Annotated in this window: 8 protein-coding genes; all 8 read left to right on the forward strand. The window is 50.9% G+C overall.

What is annotated here, in order from left to right:
* Window positions 1-1,779, forward strand: a 1,779-nt coding sequence (locus tag JX312_RS02760) for a terminase (RefSeq protein ID WP_204456969.1), incomplete at its 5' end; no start/stop codon positions are given.
* 82 nt (window positions 1,780-1,861) lie between these two features.
* The gene (locus JX312_RS02765) at window positions 1,862-2,539 is read left to right on the forward strand and encodes an HAD family phosphatase (protein WP_123403805.1); all 678 of its coding nucleotides are present in this window, start codon (window positions 1,862-1,864) and stop codon (window positions 2,537-2,539) included.
* Window positions 2,540-2,567: 28 nt separating this feature from the next.
* The gene (aroB, locus tag JX312_RS02770; protein WP_204456970.1) at window positions 2,568-3,629 is read left to right on the forward strand and encodes a 3-dehydroquinate synthase; all 1,062 of its coding nucleotides are present in this window, start codon (window positions 2,568-2,570) and stop codon (window positions 3,627-3,629) included.
* Between the two features lie 354 nt (window positions 3,630-3,983).
* Complete coding sequence (locus JX312_RS02775) at window positions 3,984-9,206, forward strand: hypothetical protein (protein WP_204456972.1); 5,223 nt, start codon at window positions 3,984-3,986, stop codon at window positions 9,204-9,206.
* Window positions 9,207-9,503: 297 nt separating this feature from the next.
* On the forward strand, window positions 9,504-10,418 hold the full coding sequence (locus JX312_RS02780) for a YafY family protein (protein ID WP_172469653.1): 915 nt from the start codon (window positions 9,504-9,506) through the stop codon (window positions 10,416-10,418).
* A gap of 37 nt (window positions 10,419-10,455) precedes the next feature.
* Window positions 10,456-11,508 (forward strand): sugar phosphate nucleotidyltransferase, encoded by a 1,053-nt coding sequence (locus JX312_RS02785; RefSeq protein WP_204456974.1) that lies wholly within the window; start codon window positions 10,456-10,458, stop codon window positions 11,506-11,508.
* 69 nt (window positions 11,509-11,577) lie between these two features.
* A complete protein-coding gene (gene obgE, locus JX312_RS02790) occupies window positions 11,578-12,750 on the forward strand; it encodes a GTPase ObgE (RefSeq protein ID WP_204456976.1) in 1,173 nt (390 codons plus the stop codon).
* 1 nt (window position 12,751) lies between these two features.
* The gene (locus tag JX312_RS02795) at window positions 12,752-13,588 is read left to right on the forward strand and encodes a 1-acyl-sn-glycerol-3-phosphate acyltransferase (RefSeq protein ID WP_123403792.1); all 837 of its coding nucleotides are present in this window, start codon (window positions 12,752-12,754) and stop codon (window positions 13,586-13,588) included.
* The last annotated feature ends 369 nt before the right edge of the window (window positions 13,589-13,957 follow it).

Genomic DNA, 13,957 nt, shown 5'->3' on the forward strand with positions numbered 1-13,957 from the left:
GATTTTCCGTATTGGGCGGCGAAATATGTATATATAAAGCGTAAAGGGGGTGGTGACGATGTGCCGTTTGTACTCAACCGCCCACAACGCAAGTTTGTGGAATGTCTCGAAAAGGTGCGTCTCGACGGAAAACCGATAAGACTCATACTTCTTAAGGCGAGACAATGGGGAGGATCCACCTGTTCGCAGTTGTATATGGCATGGCTGCAGCTTATGCACAGCACAAGCCTCAACTCACTCATCATCGCCCATCAGGGCGTCGGATCTGATGAAATCAAGGATATGTTCGACCGAATGATCGAGTCTTATCCTGCAGAGATGCTTGACGCAGAAGAGCGGAAAGACCCCGATAGAAGCGGGAGAAAAAGGAAGAAAATGGAACGAGTGGGAAGGTCGGGGGCGATATACCGCGTGCCGTCACGCAACTGCAAGATAAAGATAGGCACGGCAGAGCGGCCCGACTCATGTCGCGGAGGCGACTATAATCTCGTGCACTGCTCTGAGGTGGGAATATGGAAAAAGACCGACGGCAAATCGCCGGAGGATATTCTTCGTTCGGCATGTTCGGGAGTGCTCTATGCCCCGATGACCATGATTGTATACGAATCCACGGCAAACGGCACCGGCAACTTCTTCCATCGTGAATATGAAGCGGCAAAAAGGGGCATATCGCAGTTCGAGGCTCTCTTCATCTCCTGGTTCGACATCGACCTTTATTCATTGCCGTTCGGCAATGAAGCGCAAAGAGACAGGTTTGCCGCTGCCCTGTATGAAGGGAGGGAGTGCGAGGCGGCGGAATCAGACCGCTGTCAGTCGGGGGCATATCTGTGGTGGCTTTGGCAGCAAGGGGCGACACTCGAGGCTATAAACTGGTATAAGGCGGAGAGATCGAAATATTCCGAACACGGGCTCATGGCTGCCGAATATCCGAGCGATGACATCGAGGCTTTCGTGCATTCGGGAGCGCGTGTGTTCGACAAATACAAGGTCGAGGCTTTGAGAAAGGGATGCGGGGTGCCTCCCCGTTCCGGAGAAATCGATGACAATGGCTTCTCTCCCCTTGCGTCGGGTGGGTGGAAGATATGGAAATTTCCCGATGAAAGCGGACAAAACATCGACAGCAGATATGTCACGGTGGTCGATGTCGGCGGAAGGTCGGCAAAGGCAGACTGGAGCGTGATAGCGATATTCGACAGGATGCCGATGGCTTTTGGCGAGAGACCGGAGATTGTGGCGCAATGGCGCGGACACACAGATTTCGACCTGCTTACAGAGAAGGCGGCGGATGCCTCGCGGTTCTACGGCAACGCATTGCTTGTTATTGAGAGCAACACTCTTGAGACGCATGACCGTGACCGCCACACCGATGGTGACCTGTCATCGTTCATACTCAACAGACTGCGTGACTCCTACCCCAACCTCTATGCAAGGAGTCGCAGCGAGGAGGCGGTGACGCGAGGCGCTCCTGTCAGATATGGCTTTCACACCAACATAGCCACAAAACCCATGATTATAGCCACATTGGTGAAGGTGATACGCGAAGGGATGTATATCGAACGCGACCCGGCATGTCTTGACGAGTATTTGAGTTATGAACGCCGTCAAAACGGCAGCTACGGAGCGATTGCGGGGTGTCACGACGACCTGCTTATGACACGCGCCATCGGACTGCATATAATCTTCCACGAACTTGACGTTCCCTCTCGTCCGCTTCCCGGCAGCAATATGCTTGCCACCAGAGCGTCCCGCCGTAGCCCGCGCTCCCTCGCCAGCTGGTAGCGCAAGTCGGAAACTTTTAGAGCTTGTTTAAAACAAAACACACCTTCTATATCAAACCGGAGGATAATGCCGTTATAAGGATATGGACGATATATTAAAAGGTAAAAAAGCTGCCCTGATCGATATGGACGGGGTGATCTACGATTCAATGAAGTATCATGCAGAGGCATTCCGGCGACTTTTTGAAGAGGAGGGTGTGCCGGGAAATCCTGAAGACGTATACCTCTATGAGGGTATGCGTGGAGCGGACCTCGTAAACATGATGTATATGCGGGCTTACGGACATGGTGTCTCCAAAGAGCGTGCCGCAGAGCTGTATGAACTTAAAAGCAAATATTTCTATGAGATCGGCAGAAACGAGCCGATGGCTGGTGCCGACCGGATGCTTGACGCACTCAAAAAACGAGATCTGCGCCGCGTGCTCGTAACCGGCTCTGCGCAGGCAAAGCTCCTTGAAGGTGTAAACCGCGATTATCCCGGTATTTTTCTTCCCGGCGACAGAGTGACAGCGCTTGATGTCACAAACGGCAAACCGGATCCCGAGCCTTACCTCAAAGGGCTGGCAATAGCCGGCATACAGCCGCAAGAGGCAATCGTGATAGAGAACGCCCCTCTGGGAGTCCGGGCGGGGAAAGCTGCCGGAATCTTCACCGTTGCCGTGACCACCGGTCCGGTACCGCGCGAAGCTTTCGAAAAGGAAGGGGCGGACATAATATTCCCTTCTATGCCGGCTTTCGCCGATTATCTCGAATCCCTCTGACCCCTTCACTACACTTCTGTCTTCTATAATGATGCTTCCCCTTCGCACCGAAAACCTCCGCGCCGCACTTGCAGCCACGCTCGAAGAAATTTCGCACAGCGGTCTCTTCCTGCTCACCGACAGCAATGTGGCGACACACGTGCTTCCCAAAATCCTGAATGTGCTTACCGACAAAGAGGAAGCACGCATAATCGAAATACCGGCGGGTGAGGATAATAAAAATCTCGACACGCTTACCCAGGTGTGGAGCAGTCTTTCGGAAGGGGGAGCAACCAGAAATTCCTTACTGATAAATCTCGGAGGGGGCGTTGTGACTGACCTTGGCGGATTTGCCGCAGCCTCTTTCAAACGAGGCATCCGATTCGTCAACATACCTACCACCGTCCTTGGCGCCGTGGATGCAGCGGTCGGTGGAAAAACGGGGATAGACTTCAACGGTTTGAAAAACGAAATCGGGGCGTTCGCAAACGCCGAGTGCGTGATAATCTCCTCCGAGCCACTCGCCACTCTCCCTCGCGAAGAGATACTTTCGGGCCTCGGAGAGATAGTGAAGACGGCGATGATCTCATCCGGTGAATTGTATCAAAAGGTTCTTGACGACAAGATTCTTTCAGACACGAATCTTCTTCAGGATGCCATGGCGGAATGCGTCAGGTTCAAAGCCCGCGTCACGGAAGAAGATCCTCACGAATCCGGATTACGTAAAATTCTGAATTTCGGGCACACCGCCGGACACGCTTTAGAATCGCTGATGCTTACCCGCCACACCCCCGTCACCCACGGCTGCGCAGTCGCCAACGGAATTTTAGTCGCCCTCATCCTCAGCCACATGCATCTAAGCCTTCAGTCTGACCAAATCTATCTCTACAAAGACCGCATACTTCAGCACTATTTCCCGCCGATTCCGTTCACTTGCAAGGATTACGACAAACTGGCGGAAATCATCAGCCACGACAAAAAGAATTCCGCAAGCTCAGATTGGAAATTTGTCCTGCTCAGCGCCATCGGCACGCCACACCGCGACATCTCCGTCAGCAAAGAGGATCTCTTCACCGCCCTCGACATCTACAAAGACCTGACCGGAATATAAGCGTTGAAGATTTTTTCATATTCTTATTGGCAAGTCAAACTTTTTTTTTGAGAATCATTAGGATAATTGTCAAAAATACACTTATTTTGCATCTCAGTTAACCTATCTGATTGAAAATCTAAAGTATAATGCCTGAAAACCGACATCAAGACGGACGTGTCAAGATGACTATATTCTTCTATCATCTTGATAATAAAGGCATTACCCCCCCCGAAAACCATCTTCTAACCATTTCCGCACATACCGAACACTTGTACGTGACCGCTTCTGCAGTCACGCGTTCCGTCATGTCCGTACTTAAGGAAAATCGACATGTAAAATATACCAAAAATAAATAAGTTAACACTTAATTTCATGAAAAAGCTAATTCTTTTCCTATGTCTTCTGATGGCAATCCCGGCTATTGCCACCAAAAAGACTTTCAAGGCAGCCTGTCTGAATGTTGACGGTCTGCCTCCGACGGTGAATATCACCGGAATCACCAAAATCAACATGAACCCCGAAGGTCCGCAGGAAACCGGCACCGCAAAGATGAGCGAGCTGGTCGCCAACAAAGGGTGGGATTTCTTCGCTGTCTCAGAGGCGTTCAATTACAATGACATCCTTATGTCCAAAATAAAGGGACAGTATACAGCCGGAACATTCCGCGAGACAATCCCGACTTCCCTGAATGGAATCCAGGCTCTGCAATATGTGGAACTTAACGGAACTTCCATCCGTGAAGACAGGGTCAAAAAATCGTTCGACACCGATGGACTCAATCTCATTTACAAAAACAGCATCAGAGTCTCAGGTGAAAGATGGCAGGGATGGAATGACAAATATGGTGTCACCAAAAACGGATCCGACCTGCTTATCGACAAGGGATACCGCTATTACACTGTTTCATTAGGGGCTGGTCTCGACATAGACGTATATATCCTCCACATGGATGCGGAGACATCGGCGCAGGACAATGCCGCCCGAGAATCGCAGATAAACCAGCTCGTGGCAGACATCCTCCAGAGCAACAACAAACGACCTGTGATAATCATGGGAGACACCAACTGCCGATATACCCGCGACCGCCTCAAAGAGCTTCTTATAGACCGCATTAATGCCGATGAACGTTTTGAGATACACGACCCTTGGATCGATTATATGTGGGACGGCCAGTATCCGAATGTCGGCGACAACGCGCTTATGGTCACAAACCCGGCTTTAGGTCACCAGAAAGGGGAGGTTGTGGACAAGATATTCTATATCAACAACACCGACGCTCCCGCAAAACTGACAGCACACGGTTATCTGCACGACATGGATTTCACTTGGCCCGACGGCTCTGAAATCTCCGACCACTTCCCGATCGTGATCAATTTCACAATCGAGAACAACTCAGAAACCGTAAGCCCCGGCGAATACTATCTGAAAAATGTAGCCACCGGCAAATTCCTTCAGGCAGGCGGCATATGGGATACTCAGGCAACACTTTCCGGAACGGGACGGGCTGTAACCTTTGAAGCCGGAGATACCGACCATGACTTCATACTGAATACAAATCTTGGTGACGGAAATCTGACAATAGAATCCGAGACAATGGAATCAGGTTCATACATGATGTATACAGATGGAGGAAATTCCGAAACCAGATCACAAAAAATCTGGAATATAACCACAGACGATGCCGGCAGACACATGATTACCTGCACCCGCAATGATAAAACCTATGCAATCACGGCAGAAGGCGATGTTGTAGCCGCCGCCGTTCCGGATGCATCCGATGAGAATCAGCTATGGGAGTTGCTGACCAAAGAAGATCTCCGGAACTCATTGCTCTTTGCTTCCGAAGACAACCCTGCCGATGCGACATTCATGATGAAAGGATACAGGTTCGGGCGCAACGATTCAAACGAAAACCAAGCATGGGTGCTGTCTACTGACAACAACGGAAAAGGGAAGCTGGAAGACAACAATGTGGGAGAAAACTATTCAATGTATAAACTCTACAACACAAGCCGCATTGGAAAAACCGGTTCTAAAATAACCCAGACAATATCCGACCTGCCGAACGGGACATACATTATAGCATGCGATTTCGCGCAAGGAAACAACAATGGTGTTGTCACCGCCAACGGCATAACTATTCCCACAAACTCCTACACCCGTAACGACTCCTGGGGTGAAGCAAGCGTAGGAACTGTCGGGAAGGAATTCGCAACCGGGAATTACCAAATCTCAACACGCATAAACGTATCGGATGGTTCCATCACTCTTATTGTAGAAAAAGTAAGCATAAGCTCAAAAACAGCTTTATTTGTCGACAACTTCAGCCTTACATACCTCGGTCCGGATGCGGAGACCTTAGCCGCCCTTGAAAAGGTAAAGGCGGCGATAGACGATGCCGCGGCAAAGGCAAAGGCGATGAACTATTACTCTTATGACAATTCTGTGGTGCAGGAAAGATATGACAGCCGCAAGATTTCCGCAGACGGCAGCGAAGAGGTGCATATGACATATCTCGCGCTTGCCAACGCCGCAAGAAAAGTAAGCTCAATACCTGCCGACATGCGATATACCATCCTCAACAATTCTTTCGAGATGGGAGACCTTTCCGAATGGAATACGTCAGGAGCGACAAACGCACGCGTCACCGAAGACAATCCGGTTGACGGCAGATACATCTTCAGTGCCGACGGAGGCGCTATATCCCAGACAATACAGGTCACTATGCCTACGGGAGTGTATGAACTCAAGGCTTCCGTTTCTTCGGGGGCTTCCCTGACGGCAGGCACTCTTACCAGCGCGCCGGCTCAGGGCGATGGTATGCAGGAAGTATCTTTGCGCTTTATAATCAGCAAGGGCACCGAAACCATCGGAGTCAAAGCCGACGGCGCATTCTCTGCCGACAATTTCACCATCACCCGGATCGCGGACGAAGACGCGGTAGCCGCCTTTGACATTGTATCTCTCGCAATAAGAGACGCGACAGAACGTGTAAACGAGATGGGGTCGCCTTATTCCGATGGCTGGGATCTGTCAAAATATCAGGAAATGCTGGACAATCTTTCTATCGAGGGAGACGGAATGAAGGAATTCAACGAAATCTACAGCCTGCTGCGCGAAAAAGTTTTCAGCCAGCCGGTCGAGACAGGAGGCGCGGATTACACACACGCCATTATAAATCCTGACTTCGAGTTCGGCAACACTCTCGGATGGTCAACCATTCTGGAAGGAGAGATGGGGGTCAAAGAACTCTCGAATCCAACCTATGCCACCTCCGCGGCAAACGGGAATTACATTTTCAACACATGGCGCGACGGCAAAGGAGCCCCGATAAGCCAGACAATTCAGGGACTCCCTTCGGGTCATTATCGCCTTGTGGTGACGCTCGCATCGGATCAGGGTCAGCACGTCTGGATTCAGGTAAACGACAAAAAAGAGGGCAAACTCATGGAGCGTGCTGCAAACATCGGTTCCGATTATTTCATGGAATTCGATGTGGCAAAAGATACCCGGGAGGTCACAATCACCATAAGAGGCGGCGATACTACGGATCAGTTCGTAGACATTGCCGGGACATGGTACAAAGCCGACAATTTCCGCCTGTACCGTCACGATGACGGCGAGTTCAAGACATGTGATTTCTACAACAGGCTGCAGACCGCAATACGCCGCATAGCCTCCATAGCGGCGACCCTCCCCGATAAATACCGCACGCAGTGGGATGCGCACGATTACGAAGATCTGATCGAGCAGCACATCAACAGCGAGCACAAGGAAGACCCGATGGGTACTAACGGCAGCAAGGAGATTGATGAGTTATTCTCACGATTCCGCGCTCTCGTATTGTCTCAGACCGAAACAGACGCAGACATGAGCGGCGCAATCCGCAATTTCAGCTTCGAACTCGGAGACCTTACAGGATGGAACATATCGTCGATGGATGCCGCCGACACCAAAGTGACTAAAGGAAATGAAAACGAAACATATAGAACAGAAGGCATTGACGGCGACTACCTGTTCAACACATATTACAACAACAAGTCCAACCCGGTTTATCAGGACATAAAGGGTATGCCCGCAGGACGCTACCGACTGTCGGCGCTCATCGCGTCAGACGAAGGCAACAGATTCTATCTGGCAGCCGGAGACTCTCACAGCGAGATGATCACAACCGGCACAAAGACAAAATTCGACGAGGTTTCTCTGGAATTTGACGTCGAGGAAGACAATACCGATGTCCGTATCGGGATATACCCCTCGGCAGACGGCTCTTTCAACACAGACACCGAACCGCTTGTAATGGGTCCATGGTTCAAAGCTGACAATTTCAACCTCACGCTTATAGGACGCAGGATTGATGTACGCTGGAAAATGGAATGCGAGAACACCGGCACAATTATCCTGCCTTTCGACGCGGAGGTTCCAGCCGACCTGGAGATACATTCCATCATGACTTCCGAACCGTCGGCAACTCCCGGAGACAACAACTTCTACCATATCGCCACGATATCGACTGTGGCAGAAAACACCATAAAGGGAAACACTCCGTATCTTGTGACAAAAAAGACTACTTCGGCACCCTCTGCAAAAAGTGTGAGAAAAACAGCACCGGTCGCCGATGCCGACGGATATTACACATTCTCAGGCATGACTACCCACAAGGCTGACACTTATACAAACGGCTTGCTGACCGGCACTCTCGTAAAAAGCACCGCCAAGGGAACAGACCATCACCTCCATACAGACGCAGAGGGCAATGTCGGCTTCTTCTATCATGACGGCACTTACGAACACGAGTTTGTCGAGCCTTATCATGTCTATATATCCACCGGTAGCACTGAAGGAGTGACACTTGTGCCTCCAGTATATCTCGAAGAGCCTGCCCTCCCTCTGGAATGGGCGATGGAGACCCCCGCCTGCGGAACCCTGATACTGCCGTTCGATGCGGAACTGCCCGAAGGTCTCGAAGCCTATTCGATGGTGAATATATCTGCAAACAAGACATTCACCCCGGAAGGTGAAACCGATGCCATCGAATATCAGGTGATTGAGATTTCTGAATCCGCTGTAACGGAAATAGGAGCCAACACCCCATATTTCGTTAAGACTGCCGAAACTTCATCGGCAGTTGCGGAGAATGACGAAGAACCATCCGTTCCGACTCTGAACAAATACAAATTCTCGGGCAAGGCAACCAATACTGAAGACTCATATATGCCCGGCGGACAGATACTCACCGGTCTGCTTATGACAAAGAGCGTTGCTCCCGGCAGTTATATGCTCAGGGGAATCAATGGCGACAACGCTTTTGTTCCGCTTGAAAGCGCTCAGGATATGCCGCCGTATCATGCTTATATACCCTCTGAGCTGGCTACAGCCCCGCTTCTTCTTTTAAGCGATCCGGAAAATGAAGATATTCCTACCGGCATAGAAAATGTATTGTCTGACCCGGATTCCTTGGTTGACATATACACTACCGGAGGCATATGCCTGCGCTCCGGTGTCAGAGCCGCCGATGCCTTAAGAGATCTTGCTCCCGGACTCTACATTCTCCGCAACGGAAAGAAATCGCTTACCATAATGAAACGCAGGTAATCGACATACACGATTTTACCGGTGCCCTGAAAACAGCCTTACGCATTCTTCCGGGCACCGGTAAAAAATTTCTAATAAAATTCAACCAGTCTCTGAACCATTTCAGACGACACGATGTTATAGTAACGTAAGATGAATAAATCTTACACTGCTATAAGCGTTCTGAAAAAGTTGTTATTGTTGTTTTAATTGAAGAAATTCGGTCGACGTGAGTCGACCTTTTTCTTTTTTGCCACTTACATCTTTTTTTGTTACTTTTGCATTGAACTTGCTCCGGCAGCTTCATTGGACCAGAATATGGCACGTGACCTGATAAGCAGATATGTATGGATTGTCGACACCCTCAACCGTTACGGACGGCTCACCCGCGAGGATATCGACAGGCTCTGGATGCGCTCTCACCTGAGCGACGGCAACCCCATTCCTCCGCGCACTTTCTACCATTACAGGCGCGCCATAGAGGAAAACTTCCATATTGACATTCTCTGCAACCGCAACGGCGAGTATTATATAGACCTCGGGGAGGACGACAGCAACAGGGTTCTGACAAACTGGCTCCTCGATTCTTATGCCGTAAACAGTGCCATGAAAGAGAGCCACGCTGCTTCGGGCAGAGTGCTTGTGGAGGATGTGCCTTCGGCAAGAGAGTTCCTCCCTACGGTGCTTGAGGCTATCGGCTCTTCGGAGAAAATAGTGTTCACATACGCGGGGTTCAACCGTTCCCGCGCGGAGTGCGACATCCTGTTCCACCCATATTTCGTGAAACGCTACAAGCAACGGTGGTATATGGTGGGACTGCGCGAGAAAACCGCCGACATACGCACATACGCCCTCGACCGCGTGAAAGAGATGAGGCTGATGAGCAAGAACTTCACTATGCCCGAAGATCTCGACCCGTCGCAGTTTTTCGACAACATCATAGGCATCACTCTCTCGAAAGCTCCCCCAAGAATAGTGAAGATTCGCGCGACACCCCAGCAGGCGAAATACTTCCGCGCTCTTCCACTCCACCATTCGCAGCAGGAGGAGATTCACGACAGTTATTCGATTTTCACCTACAGGCTCAAACTAAACTATGAGCTTGTGCATGAGCTTCTCGGATATGGAGCCGGCGTGACGGTGCTTGCGCCGAAAGAGCTGCAGGTTATGGTGACGGATGAACTGCGGCAGAGCATGAGGCAATACGAAGAACTGCTGGCGGAAACCATATAAAACGACAATCAAAAGAAACACCCTATCCAACAATATAATGACACAGGAATCAATCAAACGCCATATTATCCGCACCGTAGATTCGGTGAAATACGCGCTCGACCGCCTCGACACTCTGTCGGGAAAGACGATGGTTATGTTCGCTACAGATGCCGAAGACAGACTGCAAGGCACTGTAACCGGAGGAGACATCAGACGCGCGTTGCTCAGGGGAATATCACTTGAGACTCCCGTCGCTGAAGCTATGAACAGGTCATTCACCGCCATCGAAAAAGACGATGATCCCGCAGAGAAAGTGGCGGAAGGTAAGAGACGTCATCTGTGCCTGTTGCCGGTGACAGATGACGGTCATATCTCTGACATAATAGATTTGACACGCCTTAAAGCTTTGCTTCCAATAGATGTAGTGCTTATGGCGGGAGGACGGGGTGAAAGACTGCGCCCTCTAACCCTGTCAATACCCAAGCCGCTACTTGCGGTAGGCGGCAAGCCCATAATTGACCGTAATATCGAAATGCTTGAGGAATACGGCGTAAGAAATATTTTCGTGACAGTCAACTACCTCCACAACAAGATAGAGGAACATTTCAGAATACGCAACGCAAAGGAAACGGACAATCATGCGGATGTGACATGCGTGCTTGAACCCAAACGACTCGGGACGCTCGGCAGCCTCGCGCTTGTGGAGGGACTGCGCCATGACAATATTCTGGTGATGAATTCCGACTTGCTGACAAATCTGGATTTCGAAAAGATGTGGCGGACGCACACCGAATCGGGAGCGCATCTGACTATGGGAGCGGTGCCGTATACTGTGTCGGTGCCTTTCGCGATAATGCGTACAAAGGGGTCGGAAGTGACAGGACTCGAGGAGAAACCCACCTACAACTATTTCATAAACGGAGGCGTTTATATGATGCGGAGAGAGCTTCTTGAACGCATCACCAAGGGTGAATATCTTGACGCTCCGAACTTTATAGAGTCTCTGATTGCCGACGGACTCAAAGTGGAGTGTTTCCCTATCGAGGGAAGATGGATAGACATAGGCTCTCCCGATGACTACCGTGCGGCAAACGAACTCCTCTCCTGACCGGCGTTGCCGGTAATCGGTGTCGTGTTTTCCAAACACGATTCCTATTGTTCTTTAAATCTCAAAACAATGGCTGATTCAAACTTCATAGATTACGTTAAGATCCTTTGCCGCAGCGGCAAGGGTGGCGCAGGCTCTCGCCATTTCCACAGAGCGAAGTATGTTCCGAAAGGGGGACCGGACGGAGGTGACGGAGGACGCGGCGGACATATCATCCTGAAAGGCAACCGCCACATGTGGACACTTCTCCCCCTCCGCTACCGGCGGCATGTGTTTGCGACCAACGGACAGAGCGGCGGCGAGAACCGCTCCTCGGGAAAAGACGGTGAGGACCAGATAATCGAAGTGCCCGTAGGCACCACTGTCTTCGATGCGGAGACAGGCGATTTTCTTTGCGAGGTGACGGAAGACGGCGAGGAAATAAAACTCCTGCGCGGCGGCAAGGGGGGACTCGGCAACTGGCATTTCGCTACCGCCACAAACCGTGCGCCGAGATATGCGCAGCCGGGGCAGCCGTCAATCGAAAAGGCTGTGGTGCTGGAGCTGAAACTCCTCGGAGATGTCGGGCTTGTAGGTTTCCCGAATGCCGGGAAGTCTACCCTTCTGTCGGCAATTTCCGCCGCCAAACCGAAAATAGCCGACTACCCATTCACTACCATGGAGCCGAGTCTGGGGATCGTTGACTACCGTGGCGACAGGTCTTTCGTGATGGCGGACATTCCCGGAATCATCGAGGGTGCCAGCGAAGGGAAAGGTCTCGGTCTGAGATTCCTGAGACATATAGAGCGCAACGCGGTGCTGCTTTTCATGGTTCCCGCCGATTCCGACGACATCCTCAAGGATTATGAGATTCTGCTTAACGAACTGAAGGAGTTCAACCCGGAACTCGCCGACAAAAGCAGGGTGCTTGCTATCTCCAAGTCCGACATGCTCGATGACGAACTGCGCGATGAACTCGCAAAAGAGCTTCCGGAGGGTGTGCCTGCCGTATTTATATCGGCGGTGACAGGCGAGGGGCTGACCGAGCTGAAGGATCTCCTATGGAGAGAAATAAATTCTGAAGAGAATAAAAACAATTTCACGATAACCCACAGAAAACTCGACATGCGCCATCGCGTGCAGGAGGAAGATGACTTCATCTTCGAACAGGACGAACCGGAAGACGACGATTTCTCAAACATGACCGACGAAGACTGGAACGAGGAGTTCTGGGACGAGGAATCTTCTGTAAACCCCGATTGACATGGAACTTCTGAAAATCGACCTTACCGGCATCATACGCAGCCGCGTGGGAGGGTTCAGGGGGAAACTCATCCCGGGCTTCGTGCTCAACGCCCTTGAACGACTCATACATCAGGACGAACTGAACGAGGTGCTTGAAAAGACATATCCCAAAGAGGGGGCGGAATTTGCCGCCGGTGTCTATGAATATTTCAACGTGACGCTCAAACCCGTCGGAATGGAGAACATCCCTTCCGGCGGTCGCTTCATATTCGCCTCCAACCATCCTCTCGGCGGACTCGACGGAATAGGGCTTATCGCCTTGCTTGGAAAGAAATACGGCGACGAGGGGATCCGTTTTCTGGTCAACGACATGCTGATGAATGTGGAACCGCTGCGCCCGGTATTCCTCCCCGTCAACAAATACGGCTCGCAGGGTCGCGGGGCGGCACGCGCCATCAACGACGCATACGCTTCTGACCGACAGATAATAATATTCCCCGCCGGACTTTGCTCGCGCCTCGGGGACAACGGCGAGGTCCGCGATCTCAAATGGAACAAATCGTTCATAGCCAAGGCTGTCGAATACAAACGGGACATCATACCGGTGCATTTCATCGGAGAGAACTCACAAAGATTCTACAAAACGGCACGCCGCCGCAAGAAGCTGGGACTCCGGATAAACATCGAGCAGGCACTCCTCCCCTCCGAGCTCTGCAACGCCCGCGGAAAAGATTTCACAGTGGTCTTCGGCAAACCCATCCCCTGGCAGTCGCTCATCTTCGCCGGCAAACCGCAGGCAGCAATAGCCGAAGACATCAAGGACACCGTCTACTCCCTCTGCGACACAAACTTTTGAAACGTGCCGGTTTCCCTCTATACTTTATCTACAACCTTGACATCTCTGTCAACCATGTCGTTACACATCTTACGGAGATCGGGAGTAAGCACTCCGTAGGTCTTTCCAAAAAATGACTTAGAGCACGCAGGAGGGAACAGGAATCAAGGCTTCAGCCTTGATTTTTATTCTGCCGGTGTATAAATCTCACGATTTATATCTACATTTGTGAAGAATTTGTACAAAAGAGAAATATGCAGGCTTTTATCAGATATTTGTCAGTCACACTGGTTTTGGTGACTATGGTTGCGTGCGGTGACCGCAAAAATAAAGAAGCCGACAGAATTCTTGACTCTGCCGACGCATTGATGACGGAACATCCGGACTCTG

This window comes from Barnesiella sp. CU968, assembly GCF_905219685.1.
Lineage (GTDB): Bacteria > Bacteroidota > Bacteroidia > Bacteroidales > Muribaculaceae > Lepagella > Lepagella muris_A.